Origin of the sequence: Salinivibrio sp. ML290 (assembly GCF_001995695.1) — a bacterium.
GTDB classification, from domain to species: Bacteria; Pseudomonadota; Gammaproteobacteria; order Enterobacterales; family Vibrionaceae; genus Salinivibrio; species Salinivibrio siamensis.
On sequence record NZ_MUEY01000007.1, the window covers coordinates 301,427 to 321,850 of the forward strand.

Sequence of the window (20,424 nt, forward strand, 5' to 3'; positions counted from 1 at the left end):
TGATACCCGGGTAGGCCAATACGTGATGAAAGAAATGTGACATAGCTGGATAAGCCCACCGTAATTTGGCGTATCCGTTTCAGAAGGAAACATCACAAAAAGCTTATAACGAGGTGCAACCTGTTGCTGTTGTGGTGCATTATTGGTCAAGTCTTGAGGTTTTTGGCTGATCTACCCGATTACTTGCTATGGAAAAAGGATTGTGCGAGCCTCGAAGGTGCAGCCGAGCAAGGAACTGCTTTATCGCGTGACAAGGAGAGCAAAATGAAAGTTTATGGGCATCCGCTATCGATTAATGTTCAGAAAGTGATGTGGCTAATCGATGAGTTAGATTTAAGTATCGCGCTAGAAGAAGTCGATATTCACCACAATCGGCACGATGCGCAAGCGGTCGCACAGCGGTGTCCGATGCGCCAGGTGCCCGTGCTCGAAGATGGTCCCAATAGTGTTTGGGAGTCACACACTATATTGCGTTATCTCGTCGCGTGTTACGGCAATAAAATGTGGTATCCCGATTGTGCCTTTCAACGTTCCTGTTATGAGCGCTGGATGGATTGGTGTTTGTCTTCTTTCCAGCCAGTCATCAAAGCCGCTTTGTTTGCCTCTACCCCTGACGGTTCCGATGAGGGGCAAGCGAAGCAACGGGCGATGGAACAATGCCGCTATGAGTTAGAGAGAGTCAATGATGCACTCGACGACCAGCAATATCTCACCTCAGATCGCATGACGTTGGCAGATATTGCCGTGGGAAGTTTAATCCATTGCCTTAGCCAGCAAAGCGACTGGGTGCTACCACCCAATGTTTCTCGTTGGTATCAACAATTGAGTGACCGACCCGGTTATCAACGCTGGGTGATGCAGGCAGCATCAACGCTGCCCACATAAGCGTTGGGTGGTTTTATAACGCTTGTAGAGGGCCGACAACACACAAGGCATTTTGATACCCAGGCTGTTGCTCAACGTGTTCAAGGTAGCGAAGAATATTGGCGTGCTTTTGAGCATCCAATTGCTTGCGCGCCGCTAGTAACGGAAAGCTCATCTGAATGTCGGCCGCTGTTAGCGTATCTCCACACAGCCAGGTGTGTTTGGCGAGATGTGAATCAATCATCGCAAAATGATCGCGAAGCTGAGGGGCGAGAAACTGTTCAGTGACGCCTTTCATCAGCTTTTTTGCCACGGGACGAATAAAGAATGGCATCGGTGATTCTGGGATCTTGCTAAAGATCAAAGACATCACCAACGGCGGCATCAGGGAGCCTTCCGCATAATGCATCCAATAGCGGTACAGGCCCTTTTCTTTATCCGTGTTGGGGGTTAGCGTGCCATCGCCGTACTTGTCGATAAGATATTCAATGATCGCCCCTGACTCGGCAATCACCACATCGCCGTCTTCGATGATGGGTGCTTTCCCTAAACTGTGTATCTTCTTCAGTTCGCGAGGCGCAAGTTTGGTTTTTGGATCACGTTGGTGACGTACCAGCTGATACGGAATCGCCAGCGACTCTAATAACCAGACAATCCGCTGCGATCGCGATTGCTCTAGATGATGTAAGATAATCATAGTGGACCGTTTTTTTGACTGTAATTTAAAAACTAGGCTCGGGATTAACGTACGGATTGACAACTAATTCGATCAACGCCGAGCGCGAGATCATTGATTTAAAGAAGGAAGCACCTGGCCTTCAATACGAAGATCGGGGCTGACTGACTGGATATTGGTACCGCGGATATAGAGATTTCCGCCTACGTAGATATCGTCAGGAATGCGCTCAATGGGTGAATTTGTCAGGTATAGATTTCCTTCCACAAACAAACGGCGCGGTAATTGCGTAAGCGGTGTGTTGACGAGGCTTAAATCACCCCGCACGACTAAATTAGGAGGAAGGCGGTTAATGGCGGTATTGGTGAGGTTGATATATCCCCCCACTTTCATTCTTGGGAGTTGTCTAATCGCTGTATTGGCGGCATTAAAGTAACCACCAATATCAAGCCCACGCGGGAGACGTACGATATCACTGGCTTCAATATCCAAGTAACCTTTGGTCTTAAAGCCTGCCGGTAGAGCGGTAATCGGGGCAAAGCGAAGTTTCACATTGCCATAATTGTCGATATAGCCATGAAAGCGAAGATCTTGAACAAATTGGCTTGCCGGTTCATTCATGGCACGCGCTGGCTCAGCCACTATCATTGCAATTGGGAGTAAAAAAAGCCCGACAAAGAATGCCCTCATCGCCTCGCCGCCGCATGGGTGATCAATACTGGCTCTAATGTAGAGGGTTTTCCCTAAGATTCAAGCACCCGCCAGGGTTAATCATCGAAAATGTGGTTTGCTGCGTATCGCTTAAAGTTTATTTGATAAATACCGAGGTGCCAGTGACCAATAGCCAGTACTCAACGTTGCGTCTTGTGTTAGGTGATCAACTCAACGCCAGCCACTCATGGTACAAAAAGACCGATGAAAATGTGCTGTATCTTGTTGCCGAGCTCAAGCAAGAAGCAACCTATGTCAAACATCATAGCCAAAAGGTGTGCGCTTTCTTCGCTGCCATGGAAGCGTTTTCCCATGCCCTGAGTCAAGCGGGGCATCATGTTTGCTACCTAACCTTGGATGACACGCAAAATTACGAAAACTTACCGGCGTTAGTGGCTGATCTGTGCGAGCACTATCAGATCAAAACGTTTGAATATCAACGCCCGGACGAATACCGGCTAGACGAGCAATTAAAAGAGATGGCTTTACCCCAGCCTGTCACAGTGACATGCGTGGATACCGAGCACTTTTTACTGCCGTTCGATCAAATATCCAAGCAGTTCACTGCCAATAAACATCGCAAAATGGAGTATTTCTATCGCGATATGCGACGGCAGTTTGGCATTTTGATGGAGGGAGAATCTCCAGAGGGAGGGCGGTGGAACTTCGATCAAGACAATCGTAATAAACTCAAGAAAAGTGATTTAGCGGCTATTCCAACCCCCTTAATATTTAGCAATGATGTACGCGATATTTTGGCGCGTATTGAACGGCATCACGTGGCGACGATCGGAGAGCCTGCGCCAGACTTGCTCTGGCCTGTGACCCGTTCACAGGCTAAAACGTTGTTGGATCATTTTTGTCGTCACTGTCTGCCCCTGTTTGGTCAATTCCAAGACGCTATGACAGGGCAAAGCGAACACCAATGGAGCCTCTATCACAGCCGTCTATCCTTTGCGTTAAATGCCAAGCTATTGCATCCAATGCAGGTGATTGAAACGGCGATTAGCCACTTTCGAGCGGAGGAGGCGATTAACCTTGCTCAAATTGAAGGGTTTGTGCGTCAAATTCTAGGCTGGCGAGAGTATATACGCGGGGTATATTGGACAAACATGCCTGCCTACGCTAACAAGAACGCATTATCCGCGCAGCGGCCGCTTCCTCGTTTTTTTTGGACGGGCGATACCAAAATGCGTTGTGTCTCACAGGCGGTCACGCAATCCTTGCAGACCGCATACGCGCATCATATCCAACGCTTAATGGTGACGGGCAACTTTTGCCTATTGGCGGGCGTCGCGCCGGATGAGGTAGATGATTGGTATTTGTCGATTTATATCGACGCGATTGAGTGGGTTGAGATGCCTAACACCCGAGGGATGACCCAGTTTGCCGATAACGGGCTTGTGGCGACTAAGCCTTATGCCGCCAGTGGGGCCTATATTCATCGCATGAGTGATTATTGCGGTGATTGTCATTATTCGGTGAAGGACAAAACCGGCGAGAAAGCGTGCCCGCTCAACGCACTTTATTGGCATTTTATGCATCGGCATCGCGAGCGATTTGCGCATAACCCGCGTACAGCAATGCCTTATAGAAATTGGGACAAAATGGCGCCGACCCAGCGTGATGGCATCTTACGTCAGGCAGAAGCGTTGCTCGATAACTTAGATGCTTTGTAGTCTGTTTATTCGGCGCGCTCACGTACGATGAACGCGCCGGACTCATGATTACTGGGTATTAGGAACGACTTGGATCTCGACGCGACGGTTCAAGGCGCGGTTTGAGGCGCTGTTGTTCGCGACCAGAGGACGGGTTTCACCAAATCCCGAGGTATACAGGCGTGCGCTGTCAATCGATTGGCTGGCAAGGTAGCCCTTAACACTCATTGCACGGCGCTCTGACAAGCGTTGGTTGTAAGAGGCGGCACCGGTGTTATCCGTGTGCCCTTCAATGCTTAAAAAGGTTTTATCGTATTTACGCATCACTTTAGCGACGGCATTGAGGGTAGGATAAAAGTCGGCAGCAATGGCGTCTTGGTCAAGCCCAAACGTGATGTTTGACGGCATAATCAAGCGAATATTATCCCCTTCACGGACCACCTGGATGCCAGAACCAGCCAGTTCCTCACGGAAAGCTTGCTCTTGTTTATCCATGTAGTTGCCGACTGCAGCCCCTCCGATGGCACCAATCGCGGCCCCAATAAATGCGCGCTTATCCTTATGATTGGATGTCGATTTACCCGCGATAGCCCCGGTGATGGCACCAATGGCTGCGCCCTTTTGGGTGTTAGACATCGATTCACAGCCGGTGAGCGCCAAAGATGCCGTCAATACTGCCACAGCGGTGAGTTTGTATTTTTTTCCCATTGTCTTCTCTCTATTTACGCGTTAGCTACCATAACCTATCGCACGTTAGACAGTGTTCTTCAAGAAAGTGTCAAAAAAATGAATTGTTGCTGCCGTTTTAAACGATATTGAGCACGCCGATGACACAACTCTCAATTCTGCCTTTTTAGCTCTGCATCCTGTCAAGCAAATTGCGCTGGATCAAAATGTGACGAACAAACTACGTGTTACAAAAAGGCATCAAATCAAAAGGGGAGCACAGTCTCTGTGACAACCCTGTTATCCCTACAAAAGGAGCCAACGATCATGTCGAGCACTTTCTTTATCCCAGCCGTTAACCTTATGGGGGCAGGGTGCCTTGCAGAGGCGGCAGACGCGATTCAATCACACGGTTTCAAAAAAGCCCTGATCGTGACAGATAAGGTATTGAGTCAAATTGGTGTGGTAAAACAAATAGCCGCGCTGCTTGATAGCCGGCAGGTCGATTGTGTGGTCTATGATGGCACACAGCCGAACCCGACGACTGATAACGTGGCGCAAGGTCTGGCCCTGTTGCAGGAAAGCCAGTGTGATTGCGTGATTTCACTCGGTGGTGGCTCACCACACGATTGCGCTAAAGGGATTGCCCTGGTGGCGACTAATGGCGGGCAAATAGGCGACTATGAGGGGGTTGATCAATCTGCCAAACCGCAGTTGCCGCTTATCGCGATTAATACAACGGCAGGAACGGCATCGGAAATGACACGTTTTTGTATCATCACCGATGAAGCGCGTCATATCAAAATGGCGATTGTGGATAAGCACACCACCCCTATCATTTCGGTCAACGACCCTGAGTTAATGTTGGCTAAACCCGCCTCATTAACGGCGGCCACAGGTATGGATGCGCTCACTCACGCGATTGAAGCCTATGTGTCTACCGCCGCGACACCCATTACCGATGCAGTGGCGTTAAAAGCGATGACGTTAATCCAAGAGAATCTTCGCACCGCTGTGGCGGATGGACAAAACATCGACGCGCGCGAGCAAATGGCCTACGCCCAGTTTATGGCGGGCATGGCATTTAATAATGCGTCACTGGGTTATGTTCACGCGATGGCTCACCAGCTTGGTGGCTTTTATGACTTGCCGCATGGCGTGTGCAATGCCGTATTGTTGCCTCATGTTCAGCGCTATAACGCGCAGGTTTGCGCCGCGCGTTTGCGTGATGTTGCCACCGCAATGGGCGTGGATACGGAGAATATGACGGCCGATGAGGGGGCGAAAGCCGCCATCCAAGCCATTCAGTCGCTTTCAACGGACGTAGGAATTCCAGCTGGCTTGAATGAATTAGGTGCCAAACAAGAAGATATTGATGTGCTGACTGAAAATGCGTTGAAAGATGCGTGTGGCTTCACTAACCCGAAACAAGCAACACACGACGAAATCGCCAAGATTTTTATGGAAGCCATGTAGCACTGACGTTATCCCGTGATCATTGAGCGGAAACAGGCCTGAATATCCAGGCCTGTTATATGGGTGAATCCGTGAAACACGCGAGGTTAATCGCTGCGATCTTCGACTTCAGCGATCTGGTTTTGACAGGTTTGCCCGCCCAGAACGGTTTGAATATTGGTTAAAGTCGTCTCGGCGATATTGTGCAGTGCTTCTTTGGTCAAGAACGCTTGGTGGCCGGTGATCAGCACGTTGTGACAGGCTGAAAGGCGACGGAACACATCATCGACAATCACATCATTCGATTTATCTTGGAAAAACAGTTCACGCTCATTATCGTAAACATCGAGTCCCAACGATCCGATGCGCCCCTGTTTAAGTGCCTCAATGGCGGCAACCGAGTCGAGTAGCTCGCCTCGGCTGGTATTGATTATCATCACGCCATCTTTCATTTGCGCAAAGGCGTCGGCGCTAAGCAAGTGATAGTTATCTTGAGACATTGGGCAATGCAGGGAAACAATGTCGCTTTGGGCATACAGCGTTTCTTTCGAGACATACTCAGCACCAAGCGCAATGGCTTCGGGGTTTTCATAGGGGTCGTGGCAGAGAATACGCATGCCTAGCCCATTAAGAATGCGCATGGTAGCAATACCGATTTTGCCCGTGCCGATGATCCCAGCTGTCTTACCATGGAAATTAAACCCAACTAAACCATCCAGCTCAAAGTTAGCGTCTCGGGTGCGTTGGTATGCTTTATGAAAACGGCGGTTGAGGCACATCATCATGCCAACCGTATGCTCGGCGACCGACTCAGGCGAGTAAGCGGGGACACGGACCACGGTGATGCCCAACGACTTGGCAGCATCCAGATCGACACGATCGTACCCCGCGCAACGTAATGCAACTAAATAAACCCCTGAATCTGCCAGAATTTCTAAAACAGGTCGAGAAAGGTCGTCGTTCACGAAAGCACAAATGGCTTGCGCACCTTGCGCCATTTTGGCGGTTTTTTCAGTGAGTAAGAAATCATGGAACTCAAACGTATAATCAAACGCAGCATTCACATGGGAGAAGGCGGCCTTGTCATAAGATTTGGCGCTAAATACGGCAATGGTCGTCATTAACTAGCCTCCGAAGCTGTCGAGGAGGAAATGTGATGTGTATCAATAACGTGATTTCCATCAAAAATAAACCCTTAAATATTTAAGGGTAATTGTGCCAGCATGAACGGACAAAGCCGAACGTGTGTCCGGCTTTGCGAGTTGGGCTTCTCCCGATTGGTTAAAAACGCATCGTGGCATTAATGCGGATATCTCGGCCAGCGGCTGGCACACCGGCAGACAGATAAGGCGTGTAATACTGATCGGTAAGATTGACGATGGTTGCGTGAAGCACGAAATCATCGCTGGGTTTCCATTCTCCATACAGGTTTTGGAAGAAGTAAGCGTCGCTCTCCACATTTGCCGTATACAAAAAGGAGTTCTCTGGAAGACGGTCTTGCTCATCCCAGTATTGGCCTTGCCATCCGAGTTGGACGGTATCCGTCAATTGGTGTCCAATCCCTAACTTGGCATTGAGTGGTGGGTTTTCATACCAGTATTCGTCGTCGCCAGTGCTATCGCGCAACGAACCTTTGTGTTTACCTCGCACCATAGAGACAGACGCATCGGCAGACCACTTGCCGAGACGATATTGCAGTTGTGCGTCGAAACCGTAGGTATAGCGCCCGTCCAAGTTGGTGTAATAGCCCTCTTTTTGCTTGGTCGCATTGACACCTCGGCGCTGGGCAACATCATGAATAATATCATTCCAGAATAATGTGACTTCGGAGGCGAGATGATCGCCCGCAGTTAACACATTTTGACGTTTATCAGACAAGCCCAACAGATACGCATTGATACGAGTGACGGAAAGGTCGCGACTTGAAGATGCCCGTTTTGAGGCCTTGGCATATTGCACCGTATATAACTCGTCAATGGTTGGCGCTTTCACTCCATAGGCATAAGCCGCTTTAAGCTGTGTTGATGCACTGACATCATAAGTCAATGCAACACGGGGCTCCCAGCCTTGGTGGCTGATAGCGCTGTAATCATGGCCGACTGATGGATCGTTGTAATCAGGCGCTGGGTTTGGCACACCTTGTGATCGAATATGGCTATAGCGAAGTGAGGCGGTGAGTTCGAGATCTGGGGTAATAAAGTACTTATCTTGTACAAACACACTGGCTGTTTGTTGCGCGCCCGATGGTTCAAAGTTGGGTGTGTAGTAGCCGTTGTTTTTCGATGGCTTTTTACGATACGTGTGGTTGTAGACGTGTGAGTCTCGGTCTTGATCTTGATACTGGGCCCCGATCATGACTTCGTGATCACCGAGGTAACTGGTATTGGTGATCTCGGCAAACCAACGCTCATAGGACAACCAGACTTGGTGGCCGTATTGGCCTGATGTGATGTAAGACTGATAGGTACTATCTGGGCGCTCCCAATAGCGATGGTTTTGTGAATGCGCGATCACGACACGGGTGTCGATATTGTCGTTAAACGGTTGATAGTGATAATTCAACGTACTGGTATATTCGCGATAGTGATTATCTACTGAGGTGGCGAATAATGCGGCTTCGTAGCTACCATATTTATTGATTTTGTAATCACTAATTGAAGGCATGGTGCCGCGACGATTCGCCCACGGCTTTCTCCCTTGGTCGTCATAGCGGGTGTGGCTGAGCATCATATTGTGCGCGTTTGACTGGTAGCGAATCTTACCCAGCAAACTGTGTTGACGGTAGCCAGAGAACGTAAAGACATCACCGTTGCCCAGTTCGATATCATCGGCATCACGTCGAGAGCCGTGCAACAGCACTGACCAACCAGCGTCAGAAGCACCATAAGTGGTCACACTGCGCTTCCATTGTTGGTTCACACTGTTGAAGCCGGCTTGAGCCATCGCGCCAATCGACGAATCAGGGTCAAGAAAGTCAGCCGCTTCTTTGGTTTCCATGATAAAGCTGCCACCAAAAGCCCCCACACTGGCACGCACATTATGATCGCCTCTTACCACGCGCACGGATCGTAGTAACTGAGGATCGATGAAAAAGCTACCATAGCGATACTGTTGAAAGCCGACGGGGGCACCATCGACCCGAACAGACAGTGCCGAGGGATGCGAAAAGCCCCACACATTGATACGTTCACTGCCTGGACGTGCGCCAGCGTCGAGTGAGACGCCAGGCATCTTCATTACCAATTCTCCGATATTATGCGCCTGTTCACGTTGGATATCGTCTAGCTCTAACGTCGACTTTCCGGGTGAGGTGAGGGTGATAGGGTGGTTTAATTGCTCACCTTGTATCTCTATAGTTTCAATGCGGCTAGAAGAGGAGTTTGTGGTCGCACTGGCGGTTTGGGCACTAACGGCAAAGGCTGCCAAAATGGAAAAACGTAGAGAGCGATATGGCATATTGATACTACTTCACTGACGTATAAAAGCGCGCACTATACGCCAGCTCTGGGTAACTAGCAATGTTAATGAGATTGATTATCAGTTATGCATTGGTCATTTTTGTTGCCAAGCAGTATGATACTGGGAAATGCTCAATAGGATATGCCCATGTTTACCGGAATTATTCAAGCGGTGGCACATATTGAAGTTTGCCGCGATCATCAAGGTATTCGAACATTCGATATTCGTTTCCCGGATGGTTTTTGTGAGGGGTTAGCGGTAGGAGCCAGTGTCGCCATCGATGGTGTGTGCTTGACAGTGACTGAGCAGCTTGAACAAACGCTGGTTCGCTTCGATGTGATGGTACAAAGTCTCGCGATTACGACACTAAAAAGCATCAAAGCTGGGGATGCGGTGAATGCTGAACGTGCCGCGAAAGATGGCGCTGAAATTGGCGGACATCCGTTATCGGGACACGTCGATTGCCGTGCGACCTTATCCGATGTGCTGGTACAAGAAGAAAATTATCGTTTGCGCTTTTCGGTACAGCCTGAATGGATGCGCTATGTTTTTTCCAAAGGCTATATTGCCATCAATGGTGCGAGTTTGACCATCGCAGAGGTGAACAAAGACCAAGGCTGGTTTGATGTTTGGCTTATTCCTGAAACACGTCGAATGACAACGTTCGAGCGAAAGGCAGAAGGGGATCAAGTGAATATTGAAATCGAGCGCCAGACGCAAGTCATGGTCGACACGGTGCGCGAGACGCTCAATGAGCAATTGAGTCCTTTACTTCCCGTACTCGAATCGCTTGCGAAAGAGCAGGGGATTGATCTAGATACCATCGGTGTCGCTAAGCAACCATGAATTAACAAATAGCAAACATTCTCTCCATCCGGCTAATGCCGCAACAGGCGGGGCGAGCGACGCGCCGCCTGCCTTCCAAGCTGCCCAAGCTCCACTTGTTCACTTTGTGCGCGAACTTGCTCAAATGATGATGTGGTTAACAAAAATGTCAGTATTAAGACATAAAATTATGCTCGAACGCTCATTTTTGTTGTGAGTTTGTTTTCGAGATGCTGTGATTATGCAAAATGATAGTGTGGTTTTGAACGTGTAACCCTACTAACAGTGACAAGGATAATCATATGAAAAAGGCATCGTCGACTCTATTAGGAGAGTGCGTGTCCGAGTTTATCGGCACGGGCTTACTCATTTTTTTTGGTGTGGGCTGCGTGGCCGCTTTAGTGCTCACCGGCGCTGACTTTGGTCAGTGGGAAATCAGTATTGTATGGGGCTTTGGTGTCGCCATCGCCATTTACTGTACCGCAGGGGTGTCCGGCGCGCACATTAACCCCGCGGTCACCATTGCACTCGCCGCGTTCCACGGCTTTGATAAGAGTAAAGTTGTTCCATACATCATTTCACAAATGCTTGGCGCGTTTGCCTCGGCTGCGCTCGTCTATAGCCTTTATAGTAACCTTTTTGTCGAGTTTGAGCTGGCAAACAACATGGTGCGCAGTAGCCCTGAGGCCTTGTCGACGGCGGGGATCTTCTCGACCTATGCGCATCCTGCCTTGTCGTTTACGGGCGCCATGGCGGTAGAGTTTGTGATCACTGCGGTACTGATGTTCGGTATTCTCGCACTGGGTGATGAAAACAATGGTGCGGCTCGTGGTCCAATGAATCCGCTGCTAATCGGTATTCTTATTGCCGTCATTGGTGGCTCTTTGGGTCCATTGACCGGGTTTGCGATGAATCCAGCGCGTGACTTTGGTCCGAAGCTGTTTGCTTACCTCGCTGGATGGGACTATGCCCTGACGGGCGCGCGTGATATCCCGTACTTCATTGTCCCTATTGTTGCCCCTATTTTGGGTGCCTGCTTTGGCGGTTGGCTGTATCCGAAAGCGATTGCCCCATATCTCCCCCAAGCAGGACATGGCTGTACGATCCCTAACCAATGTGACGACGATGAGCTGGCTGAAACGGAGACGCGAGAAGTCAACGCCTAACCTAGCACTGTGTCCAATGGCGCTCAGCATGAAATAAAGCAATGCGCGACATTGAGCAATGTGCAATGACACATGGCGCGAAATGTCGCGATACAGACTAAAATAAGAGAGATAGAAGGAAACCCTATTATGTCAGCGAACAAGTATATTGTTGCTCTCGACCAAGGCACCACCAGCTCACGAGCAGTGGTTATGGATCACGATGCCAATATCGTCGGTGTATCTCAGCGCGAGTTTACGCAAATTTATCCGCAAGCAGGTTGGGTTGAGCACGATCCAATGGAAATTTATGCCACCCAAAGCTCAACGCTGGTGGAAGTGCTGGGCAAAACCGGCATTCGTAGCGATGAGATTGCTGGGATCGGGATTACTAACCAACGTGAAACCACGGTTGTGTGGAACAAAGAAACCGGTAAACCGGTTTACAATGCCATCGTGTGGCAATGCCGCCGTACTGCTGACATCTGTCATGACTTGCGCGAGCGTGGATTGGCGTCTTATGTGCGTGATAATACTGGGTTAGTCCTTGACCCTTACTTCTCTGGCACCAAGGTGAAATGGATCTTGGATAACGTAGAAGGTGCGCGCGAAGACGCAGAAGCCGGTAAACTGCTATTCGGTACTGTGGATACCTGGTTGGTATGGAAGATGACTCAAGGGCGTGTGCATGTGACTGATTATACTAACGCATCACGCACCATGCTGTTTAATATCAATGATATGTGCTGGGATCAAAAAATGCTCGATGAGCTTGGGATCCCTGCTTCAATGCTCCCTGAAGTACGTCGCTCTTCCGAAGTCTATGGACAAACGAACATCGGTGGTAAAGGCGGTACGCGTATTCCTATCGCGGGGATTGCGGGTGACCAACAAGCAGCCCTATTCGGACAAATGTGTGTTGAAGCCGGCCAAGCGAAAAACACCTATGGAACGGGCTGCTTTTTGCTAATGAACACCGGGCAGGAGAAGGTGACATCGAGCCATGGCCTGTTGACTACCATTGGTTGTGGCCCGCAGGGCGAACCATCCTATGCGCTTGAGGGCGCGGTCTTTATGGGTGGTGCCTCAATTCAATGGCTCCGTGACGAGCTAAAAGTGGTGGAAGACGCCCATGACTCTGAATACTTTGCCACCAAAGTTGATACATCGAATGGCGTGTATGTTGTCCCGGCGTTTACCGGTTTGGGAGCACCCTATTGGGATGCCTACGCTCGCGGTACCATTGTGGGGCTGACCCGTGGTGTGAACTCTAACCATATCATTCGCGCGACCCTAGAAAGCATTGCCTATCAAACGCGTGATGTATTGGATGCCATGCAGGCGGATTCAGGTATTAAGCTTGAAGCGTTACGTGTTGATGGCGGCGCCGTTGCCAATAACTTCTTGATGCAGTTCCAAGCCGATGTGCTCGACACCGACGTGCATCGTCCGGAAGTGACAGAAGTCACCGCGTTAGGCGCGGCGTACCTTGCGGGTATGGCGGTCGGTTTCTGGGATGGCCTGGATGAGCTAAAAGATAAAGCCAAACTGGACCGAAGCTTTGAACCACATCGAGACGAAGAAAAACGCAATCGCCGCTATCGTGGTTGGAAGCGAGCAGTAAAATGCGCACAAGCGTGGGCTGAGCTGCATAATGAAGAAGAAGATGTGTAAGCCTGATATCACTCTTTTATAATGAAAGGCGCGTTTTCGCGCCTTTTTTCATATTGCCCTGTCGCCGGCCGATTGATCGTGTTCCTCTCTTTTACTGCGTTTTTTCTCCGCCTATAAAGGCACAGGACTACTCGCTAGACGGTTTTTTAGTTCACATGAACGCCTTTTTCTTAACACTTCTTCTACACTTGTCACAGTCAATAATAATTTTTCGAACATATATAGTGACCGAAAACGAAAGTTGATATACAGTTATATCCATCAGTTAATGTTCGTTCGCTCATATTTGAACAAGGTCGGCTAAAAATGACTACGCATAATTCTCATCAAGACGCACTTCTCGACATCCTCGTGGTTGGGGGCGGGATTAATGGTGCCGGTATCGCTGCTGATGCGGCGGGTCGTGGACTCAATGTGGGTCTGTACGATGCCAAAGATTTCGCATCGGCCACTTCATCCGCGAGCTCGAAGCTTATTCATGGTGGATTGCGCTATCTCGAGCATTATGAGTTCCGTTTGGTCTCGGAAGCACTGGCCGAACGTGAGGTACTGATCAACAAGGCGCCCCATATTGCGTTTCCGATGCGTTTCCGTTTGCCGCATCGCTCGTATCTGCGCCCAGCCTGGATGATCCGTTGTGGCCTATTTTTATATGACCACCTCGGTAAGCGCTCAACATTACCGAGCAGCCACAAGGTTGATTTGCGTAAAACTGGCTACATGAACAAGGACATGAAAGTCGGATTTGAGTACTCAGATGCTTGGGTGGATGATGCGCGCTTAACCTTACTCAATGCGCAATATACGCGTGAAAAAGGGGGAGAGGTGCGCAATTACTGCCAAGTGGTCGCGGCAGAGCGTGAAAACACGATTTGGCGAGTGACGCTAGAGGACGCACATACCGGTGAGCGCTTTGAGCGCAAAGCCAAGGCATTGGTGAACGCGACTGGCCCTTGGGTGAAGCAATTCTACGATGACAGTCTCCACGAAAAATCGCCGCGTGGGATCAAAATGATCAAAGGCTCTCATATTGTTGTGCCACGTATTCATCAAGACCCACAAGCGTATATTCTGCAGAATAATGATGGCCGTATCGTCTTCGTGATCCCATATCTCGACAAGTTCTCATTGATTGGTACCACGGATGTGGAGCATAAAGCCGATCCCCGAGAAGCAAAAATTGACGAGGCTGAGATTGATTACTTAGTTGATGTCGTCAATCAGCACTTTACTCACCAAATTCAGCCTCAGGATGTCGTTTGGAGCTACAGTGGCGTGCGACCATTGTGTGATGATGAATCGGACTCGCCACAGGCGATGACACGCGACTACACCATAGAGTTGGAGCACCAAGGCAATCAAGCGCCGTTGGTTTCCATCTTTGGCGGTAAGCTCACGACTTATCGTAAACTGGCGGAGTCTGCGATGCGCAAACTCGAGCCATTCTTTGACAAGATGGGTCAGCCTTGGACGGCTAGCGGTGCACTTCCCGGTGGTGATTTCAGCTGCACACGGGATGAGCTCGCCCTGTCGATTAAACAACGTTATCCGTGGTTAAGCCATCATACGGCGCAGCGATTTGTCGATACCTACGGTACCCGCACACATCAACTAATGAGAGGTTGTCACAGTGAAGCGGATATGGGTCATCGGTTTGCTGATGGGGTTTACCAGGTGGAAATTAACTATCTGGTGCAATATGAGTTTGTTCAGCATGTGGAAGATGCCTTATGGCGTCGCACCAAATTAGGCTTGTATCTGACTGAAGAACAGGCTGATGCGATTAGCCAATACATCGAGCAGCAGCGCGTTAAAGTAAACGCACTGCCATTAAGCGAGGCAAGCTAGCACTCGGTAAAGTGAGCCCGTGTCGCTAACACGATGGGATGACAAAAAAGAGCGCCGATGGTCGGCGCTCTTTTCGATCGACTGTTTTCTAACGCCTTTTGGCCGATAACGTGCTGCCTAGTGATGCGCTGATCACCATGCCAATCGCGAGCCATTGACGCAGGGCCAGTTGTTCATCGAGCACGAGTAGCCCAGCCATGGCGGCAACAGCAGGCTCTAAACTCATCATCACACTGAAGGTTTGTTTGGGCATGTTGCGTAACGCTATCATCTCCAGAGAATAAGGAATAGCACTGGAGACAAGGGCGACAGCGATCCCCAAGGGTATCAATTGCCATTGAAAAATCGCACCATCAGTCGCAATGTAGCCCGCTGGTACGAGATAAAGGGCAGCAACGCTCATCCCCAGAGCAACCGTCCCGCCGCCTGGCGCTAAATTTCCAGCCTTTTGTCCAAATAGAATATAGCCAGCCCAGCAGCCGCCCGCCGCTAATGCGTAAGCCACTCCTTTTGGATCCAAGGCATCCACGCCTGACAAATCGGGGAGGAGAGTAATAACACCGCCAACGGCGAGCACGATCCAAAGACTGTCTCTGGCGCGACGAATAGAGATTAAAGCCACCAATAAAGGACCGGTAAACTCAAGTGCGACGGCAATCCCTAACGGAATAGTCTCGATAGACAAATAAAGCAGCATCATCATGCCACCAAGACAGCCACCATATACCGTTATCGCTCGCCAATGTCGCGCGCGTGGCCACTGACGCCAAGGGCGAAAGACGAGCCACAAAATGAGGGCAGAAAAGCCGACACGCAGGGCAGTGGTCCCAATAGGGCCCACCAGAGGGAAAAGCTGTTTGGCAAAGGATGCGCCAAATTGAATGGCGCACATGGCACCAAAAACACTCAATATCGCAACAAAAAGCGCACGAGCCTGCATAATCCCTCCTTTTCAGTAAAATAGAGCTATTACCTTAACATAGAGGCAAAAAAAAGCCGCTCCGATGAGAGCGGCAAAGATTTTGGAGCGAATTGTCTCAATCCTATCGTATTCGCTAGAATTTTTGTTTAGCTGAGTCGTAGGCATCTTTGAGAGACGTCAGTGCCTGTTCGGCGCCTTGTTTAATGTCGTCCCACGCATCGTCACTGGCATGCTGCAGCTCATTAATGCGTGTTTTCGCTTGCTCTTTTCTTGCGCGCAAATGCTCAATTGACTCTCGGTACTCTGCTTTTGCATTTGCCGAAGCAACATTCGCTTTTTCTTCGAGTTTATCAATTTCTTGATTCCAGTCTTGCAAGCGATTATGTAACTTATCTATCATCTCTTGGCGTTGCATAATACCTCCTGTTAAAAGGGCCTAAGTCTACGTACAGGCGATTAATCAGTGGCGAAACGCAGTGGCGAAACGCCTTATTATTTAGGCATTGCCTTCGACGTCGAGTTCATCAATGACTCGTTCAACGTCCTGCGCGTTCTCTGCCATTAATACGGCAAGATCGCGCGCGGCATCACTTTTCACTTCGCCTGATAGGGTTGCGACGCCATCGTTAACGGATACATCAATATTGGTTCCACTAATATCGGGATTCAGCAACAAGCTTGTTTTAAGCGCCGCGCTGACTTTGGTGTCAACGACGGCTTGGCCTAGGTCGGCTGACTGGCTCGCAGGTTGCGACACAGTGAGCTCGTTTTTTATCTCACTCACGCCATCAATCTGACGAACTAAGCCACTGGCCAAGCTTTTATCAAGCTCGGTATCGACTTTCCCGGTTAGAATGACCACGCCTTGCTCAACATCTGTGTTGATATCAAAGTTATTGAGGTTAGTGTTCACCATCAGCATGGACTCGGCTTTGCCATCAATCCAAGCGTCTTTGGCTTCATCTTGCCAGTCATTGGCGCTGCTCGCCGCAGAGACAGAAGAAGCGCCAAGCGCAAGCGCTAACCCTAATGATACAAATAAAGGATGAAATCGACCTTGCGGAGTCGTCTTCATTAAATCCTCCTTTTTCAATGAGTGTGAGCAACGTTGTGGCGCTGCTAGGCTCCCAAAAGCGAAATCTATGCCAGTTTTAAAATAGTTTAAATATCAACAGCTTATATAGTGGTTGATGATTTGATGGTTTTGCTTTTTAGGTAATTTTTTCCTAAGTTCTGGTAATTATTACTTAATAACTGGGGTTGGATATGGCAGTCTAGAACAAGAAAACGCTTGGAAGGAATGCGATGTATATGTCTTGCTTGTTCGCTTATTTACCTCAGTCGTCAGATGCCTCTTTGCGTCATATGCTAAAGGTGGCGCTTAACGCGCGAGCGACGAACGTGGTGTGGTTTGATACGTTAGCCGCACTGTTAGAAGCGTGTCAGGTTGATGACCCTGACTGGGTCGTAATAGATGTTGACACCAAGGATGGCGATATCGATGAGCTGCTCGCCATCATGATGCGTATCACCCACACGCAATGGGTGTTATTGACTGATGGCGCGCCCTTTCCTGCTTGGAATCACCACGCCCAAGACATGGCTGCGACGGTATTTCGTCGTCCTATCGATAAGCAGGCCTTCCAGCATCTCGTTATTGATCAGATGCGCGGTGAGGATCGTGGGCAATCACAGGGTACCCCCGTTATTACTAGCCAGGCAGATCAATACGGCTATTTATTGGGCTCATCAAGCCCGATGCTGGCCCTGTACCGCCAGCTTCAACGACTAGGTCCAACGAAAGCGAATGTGTTTATCATCGGTGAGAGTGGGGTGGGCAAGGAGCATGTCGCAAAAACACTCCATGGCTTGGGTCGACCGACTGACATAGGCGGGATGGAGAGGCGAAGCCAAGGGGGGGATGCCCCTTTTATGGCGGTCAACTGTGGGGCGCTGAGCCCAGAACTGATCGAAAGTGAGTTGTTTGGTCATGTCAAAGGGGCGTTCACTGGCGCGCATCAAGATCACCAAGGGATTTTTTACCAAGCCGAAGGGGGAACGGTGTTTCTCGATGAAATAACGGAAATGCCCCAGTCGCTGCAAGTGAAATTATTGAGGGTGCTGGAGTCAGGGGAATACCGCCCAGTTGGTTCGACACGCAATCAAAAAGCAAATGTGCGTCTTTTGGCCGCCACCAATCGCGACGCGCAAGAGGCGATTCAGCAAGGCAAGCTGCGTGAGGATATTTATTATCGCTTGGCACAATTTGTGGTGACGGTTCCGCCATTAAGGGCGCGAGGAGATGACATTCATGCACTGACCACGCATTTCCTCGCTGAATTGAATTTTAATCATCAGACAACCGTGAGCATTAGCGATAACGCGCTCGAGCACGTCCAGCACTACCACTGGCCAGGGAATGTACGTGAACTCAAACATGCTATTGAGCATGGCTTTCTATTGAGTAATGGGTGCATTGAAGTCACGGATCTACCCGCTAACGTGATGGGTGATGATCCGTCAACAGCGGTTGAGGCGCTTTCGCTGCCAGAGGGAATCAGGCTTGATGAACTTGAAAAAGCAGCGATTTTACAAACACTCGCACGCTGTCAAGGAAATCGTCAGCGTACGGCTAAGGCGCTTGGGATCAGCCCTAAAACCTTATACAACAAACTCCAGCAATATCATGCATTATCGTCTGATTGAGCGGCATCAGGAAGAGGCGGAGATAGGATCGCGAGTGATTGAGGCTGCGCGTCAATCGTCAGTTTTCGGTCGCGATAAAGCTCGCCGTCAATGACATAGTCAATGACTGATGTAGCACGTATCGAGACGCGTGTGACTTGTTGATAGTGAGTAAAGCGGCCTAATCGTGTTTCAAACAGACTCGCGAATGCTAATTCCATGAGGGACAACGCGGTATCTGTTTTGGTAGAACTCGCGGTGAGCCAAGTGACATCGAGTTTGCCGTCGGCATAATTTGGTTGGCCTTGCCCTTGGGCTAATAAGGTTGTTATTGGTGCGGCATTGGCGACCACCATACTGGTTGTGCGGATCAACTGAGGCGCTTGGTGATCGAATTGAACGGTGAGATCGATGGCTTGATTTTGACTGGCAGCCCCGAGTAGACCCTGCAAATACGCCCACTGGCCTAATTGATTTTTCTGCTCCCGAGCGGCGTGGCGAATCATTTGTTGTTCAAAGCCAACGCCCACGACTAACAACGCCACTTTGCCGTTACAGCGTGCGGTGTCGATGGTTCGTGGCGTCCCATCTAAAATTACATCGCAAGCGGCATCAATATTTAAAAATTTGGTCTTTATCCCCCACAATGCATGGCATAAAGCGTTTGCGGTGCCAAGTGGTAATACGCCTAAAGGGATTGCGGTGTTAATCAGTGCTCGCGCAACGGCGTTCACGGTGCCGTCTCCACCGGCGGCGATCACCACATCAGCCTGTTGTGACACAGCGCGGCAAGCGAGTTGATAACTACGACGATTATGGCGTGTCTGATGGACGACTAACCGATACCCGTCACCTAAATAGGCCTGAATATAGTCGCGGTGCTTACGCCATTTCTTTCCACCTGCAGCAGGGTTAGCAATGATCCAGGCAATGGGACGCGCCAACCGCAACGCACCGCTTTGCTGAAAACGCACTAAAGCGCGGCGCTGGCGTTGGTTCAAGTGTGCTTTGGGGCGTACCATTTTGATGTCACCAAGCACATCCTCGAGCGAATGGTGGGGAGAAAGTGCCCAAAGATAGGCGGCAACAACCATCACGGACCGTCCGCGTCCTAGTGCACAATGCACCACCACCTTGTGTTCGGCTTGTCGCTGTTGATGTAGCCATTGTAACGCGCGCATCAGTTGGCTACGGGAGGGATAGGCATGATCCAATACGGGCACCGAGAGATAGGCGACAGCCTGTGATTGTGTGAAACGGTCGACGCTCTCGAATTCAGCGGTAACATCTAATATCCCATCAATACCTTGCGCTTGCAGATCGGGGATGTCTTTGTAGGTCAGGCGGGCACCGACATAGAGCCCAGGGGCGACTTGCTGGACGGGCGGTGCAACATCGCGTTTTCTTGCCCAACGATTGTACAGGTGGGTAAAGGTGAAAAATGGCGCAAACACCCACTGGCTGATGCGAGGCAACTGCCCGGACTGGCGTTTGCGAAAAAGGCGAGGCTGATTGCGCCAATAAGCGATACTAACGGCGAAAAATGCTGCCGCACACCATGAGAAAAGCAAGGTAAGGAGGACGTTAGGTATCCACCAGCTGATCGTAAATAAACACGCGGCGACCAAGCTATAAAAGGGACCTATAAACACGCTTATTGAGGGTGTTCATAGTTCTGTGTCACCCAACGTTTAAAGATCTACGTAGTCGTCGAGCCGCCCTTCGAAGTGGATGCTCAGTTGGGACAATGTCAGGTTCCAATTCTGCACCGGATGCGTCCACTTCTCTGACGCCTTCAACATACCTGCATACAGCAACTTGAGCAATGCGTTCTCG

Annotated in this window: 17 protein-coding genes and 1 pseudogene; 8 read left to right on the top strand and 10 right to left on the bottom strand. The window is 49.8% G+C overall.

Translation table 11 applies throughout. The annotated features are described in order from the left end of the window. Nucleotides 1-264 precede the first annotated feature (264 nt). Nucleotides 265-885 carry a glutathione S-transferase family protein gene (locus BZG23_RS08885; RefSeq protein ID WP_077606716.1) on the top strand — a complete coding sequence of 207 codons (621 nt, stop codon included), beginning with the start codon at nucleotides 265-267 and terminating at the stop codon, nucleotides 883-885. 13 nt (nucleotides 886-898) lie between these two features. Here the strand turns inward: BZG23_RS08885 and BZG23_RS08890 are convergent, their stop codons facing one another. Both BZG23_RS08890 and BZG23_RS08895 read right to left on the bottom strand, forming a co-directional pair. Further along, nucleotides 899-1,561 (bottom strand): glutathione S-transferase, encoded by a 663-nt coding sequence (locus BZG23_RS08890; protein ID WP_046075667.1) that lies wholly within the window; start codon nucleotides 1,559-1,561, stop codon nucleotides 899-901. A 90-nt stretch (nucleotides 1,562-1,651) separates the two neighbouring features. Continuing rightward, nucleotides 1,652-2,182, bottom strand: coding sequence for a hypothetical protein (locus BZG23_RS08895; protein ID WP_241837198.1), 531 nt, complete (start codon nucleotides 2,180-2,182; stop codon nucleotides 1,652-1,654). Between the two features lie 191 nt (nucleotides 2,183-2,373). Here BZG23_RS08895 and BZG23_RS08900 point away from each other — a divergent pair, with 191 nt between their 5' ends. Next, the gene (locus BZG23_RS08900) at nucleotides 2,374-3,930 is read left to right on the top strand and encodes a cryptochrome/photolyase family protein (RefSeq protein ID WP_241837199.1); all 1,557 of its coding nucleotides are present in this window, start codon (nucleotides 2,374-2,376) and stop codon (nucleotides 3,928-3,930) included. Nucleotides 3,931-3,978: 48 nt separating this feature from the next. On the opposite strand, the gene BZG23_RS08905 is transcribed toward BZG23_RS08900, so the two are convergent. Beyond that, on the bottom strand, nucleotides 3,979-4,617 hold the full coding sequence (locus BZG23_RS08905; RefSeq protein WP_046075670.1) for an OmpA family protein: 639 nt from the start codon (nucleotides 4,615-4,617) through the stop codon (nucleotides 3,979-3,981). 285 nt (nucleotides 4,618-4,902) lie between these two features. On the opposite strand from BZG23_RS08905, the gene yiaY reads away from it, so the two are divergent. Next, the gene (yiaY, locus tag BZG23_RS08910; RefSeq protein WP_077578467.1) at nucleotides 4,903-6,051 is read left to right on the top strand and encodes an L-threonine dehydrogenase; all 1,149 of its coding nucleotides are present in this window, start codon (nucleotides 4,903-4,905) and stop codon (nucleotides 6,049-6,051) included. Between the two features lie 86 nt (nucleotides 6,052-6,137). Here the strand turns inward: yiaY and BZG23_RS08915 are convergent, their stop codons facing one another. Together BZG23_RS08915 and BZG23_RS08920 are read right to left on the bottom strand one after the other, a co-directional pair. Further along, entirely contained in the window at nucleotides 6,138-7,151 is a 1,014-nt protein-coding gene (locus BZG23_RS08915; RefSeq protein ID WP_077606719.1) for a 2-hydroxyacid dehydrogenase, read from the bottom strand. Nucleotides 7,152-7,311: 160 nt separating this feature from the next. Continuing rightward, nucleotides 7,312-9,486: a TonB-dependent receptor domain-containing protein gene (locus BZG23_RS08920; protein ID WP_077606720.1), complete on the bottom strand. Its 2,175-nt coding sequence runs from the start codon at nucleotides 9,484-9,486 to the stop codon at nucleotides 7,312-7,314. A 150-nt stretch (nucleotides 9,487-9,636) separates the two neighbouring features. On the opposite strand from BZG23_RS08920, the gene BZG23_RS08925 reads away from it, so the two are divergent. The 4 genes from BZG23_RS08925 (at nucleotide 9,637) to glpD (ending at nucleotide 14,981) form a co-directional block, all read left to right on the top strand. Next, nucleotides 9,637-10,335 (top strand): riboflavin synthase subunit alpha, encoded by a 699-nt coding sequence (locus tag BZG23_RS08925; protein ID WP_077606721.1) that lies wholly within the window; start codon nucleotides 9,637-9,639, stop codon nucleotides 10,333-10,335. Nucleotides 10,336-10,616: 281 nt separating this feature from the next. Beyond that, a complete protein-coding gene (locus BZG23_RS08930; RefSeq protein ID WP_077578464.1) occupies nucleotides 10,617-11,480 on the top strand; it encodes an MIP/aquaporin family protein in 864 nt (287 codons plus the stop codon). A gap of 129 nt (nucleotides 11,481-11,609) precedes the next feature. Beyond that, complete coding sequence (gene glpK, locus BZG23_RS08935; RefSeq protein WP_077578463.1) at nucleotides 11,610-13,133, top strand: glycerol kinase GlpK; 1,524 nt, start codon at nucleotides 11,610-11,612, stop codon at nucleotides 13,131-13,133. A gap of 306 nt (nucleotides 13,134-13,439) precedes the next feature. Then, nucleotides 13,440-14,981, top strand: coding sequence for a glycerol-3-phosphate dehydrogenase (gene glpD, locus BZG23_RS08940; protein WP_077606722.1), 1,542 nt, complete (start codon nucleotides 13,440-13,442; stop codon nucleotides 14,979-14,981). Nucleotides 14,982-15,069: 88 nt separating this feature from the next. Here the strand turns inward: glpD and BZG23_RS08945 are convergent, their stop codons facing one another. The 3 genes from BZG23_RS08945 to BZG23_RS08955 form a co-directional block, all read right to left on the bottom strand. Next, complete coding sequence (locus tag BZG23_RS08945; protein ID WP_046075678.1) at nucleotides 15,070-15,921, bottom strand: EamA family transporter; 852 nt, start codon at nucleotides 15,919-15,921, stop codon at nucleotides 15,070-15,072. Between the two features lie 115 nt (nucleotides 15,922-16,036). Further along, complete coding sequence (locus BZG23_RS08950) at nucleotides 16,037-16,318, bottom strand: hypothetical protein (protein WP_046075679.1); 282 nt, start codon at nucleotides 16,316-16,318, stop codon at nucleotides 16,037-16,039. 81 nt (nucleotides 16,319-16,399) lie between these two features. Beyond that, nucleotides 16,400-16,978 (bottom strand): BON domain-containing protein, encoded by a 579-nt coding sequence (locus tag BZG23_RS08955; protein ID WP_046075680.1) that lies wholly within the window; start codon nucleotides 16,976-16,978, stop codon nucleotides 16,400-16,402. 236 nt (nucleotides 16,979-17,214) lie between these two features. Between BZG23_RS08955 and BZG23_RS08960 the strand changes: the two genes are divergently transcribed. Further along, nucleotides 17,215-18,609, top strand: a complete 1,395-nt coding sequence (locus BZG23_RS08960) for a sigma-54-dependent transcriptional regulator (RefSeq protein ID WP_198532131.1) — start codon at nucleotides 17,215-17,217, stop codon at nucleotides 18,607-18,609. Here the strand turns inward: BZG23_RS08960 and BZG23_RS08965 are convergent. Together BZG23_RS08965 and BZG23_RS16470 are read right to left on the bottom strand one after the other, a co-directional pair. Beyond that, complete coding sequence (locus BZG23_RS08965) at nucleotides 18,588-20,240, bottom strand: diacylglycerol kinase family protein (RefSeq protein WP_158011369.1); 1,653 nt, start codon at nucleotides 20,238-20,240, stop codon at nucleotides 18,588-18,590. The genes BZG23_RS08960 and BZG23_RS08965 overlap by 22 nt on opposite strands. A gap of 39 nt (nucleotides 20,241-20,279) precedes the next feature. Continuing rightward, nucleotides 20,280-20,424, bottom strand: a pseudogene (locus BZG23_RS16470) (IS256 family transposase); the annotation flags it as partial.

Excerpts from the sequence above, each read along its gene's own strand:
- BZG23_RS08885 (WP_077606716.1), top strand. The coding sequence starts at position 265 with ATGAAAGTTTATGGGCATCCGCTATCGATTAATGTTCAGAAAGTGATG.
- BZG23_RS08890 (WP_046075667.1), bottom strand. The coding sequence starts at position 1,561 with ATGATTATCTTACATCATCTAGAGCAATCGCGATCGCAGCGGATTGTC.
- BZG23_RS08905 (WP_046075670.1), bottom strand. The coding sequence starts at position 4,617 with ATGGGAAAAAAATACAAACTCACCGCTGTGGCAGTATTGACGGCATCT.
- yiaY (WP_077578467.1), top strand. The coding sequence starts at position 4,903 with ATGTCGAGCACTTTCTTTATCCCAGCCGTTAACCTTATGGGGGCAGGG.
- BZG23_RS08915 (WP_077606719.1), bottom strand. The coding sequence starts at position 7,151 with ATGACGACCATTGCCGTATTTAGCGCCAAATCTTATGACAAGGCCGCC.
- BZG23_RS08920 (WP_077606720.1), bottom strand. The coding sequence starts at position 9,486 with ATGCCATATCGCTCTCTACGTTTTTCCATTTTGGCAGCCTTTGCCGTT.
- BZG23_RS08925 (WP_077606721.1), top strand. The coding sequence starts at position 9,637 with ATGTTTACCGGAATTATTCAAGCGGTGGCACATATTGAAGTTTGCCGC.
- BZG23_RS08930 (WP_077578464.1), top strand. The coding sequence starts at position 10,617 with ATGAAAAAGGCATCGTCGACTCTATTAGGAGAGTGCGTGTCCGAGTTT.
- glpK (WP_077578463.1), top strand. The coding sequence starts at position 11,610 with ATGTCAGCGAACAAGTATATTGTTGCTCTCGACCAAGGCACCACCAGC.
- glpD (WP_077606722.1), top strand. The coding sequence starts at position 13,440 with ATGACTACGCATAATTCTCATCAAGACGCACTTCTCGACATCCTCGTG.
- BZG23_RS08945 (WP_046075678.1), bottom strand. The coding sequence starts at position 15,921 with ATGCAGGCTCGTGCGCTTTTTGTTGCGATATTGAGTGTTTTTGGTGCC.
- BZG23_RS08950 (WP_046075679.1), bottom strand. The coding sequence starts at position 16,318 with ATGCAACGCCAAGAGATGATAGATAAGTTACATAATCGCTTGCAAGAC.
- BZG23_RS08955 (WP_046075680.1), bottom strand. The coding sequence starts at position 16,978 with ATGAAGACGACTCCGCAAGGTCGATTTCATCCTTTATTTGTATCATTA.
- BZG23_RS08960 (WP_198532131.1), top strand. The coding sequence starts at position 17,215 with ATGTCTTGCTTGTTCGCTTATTTACCTCAGTCGTCAGATGCCTCTTTG.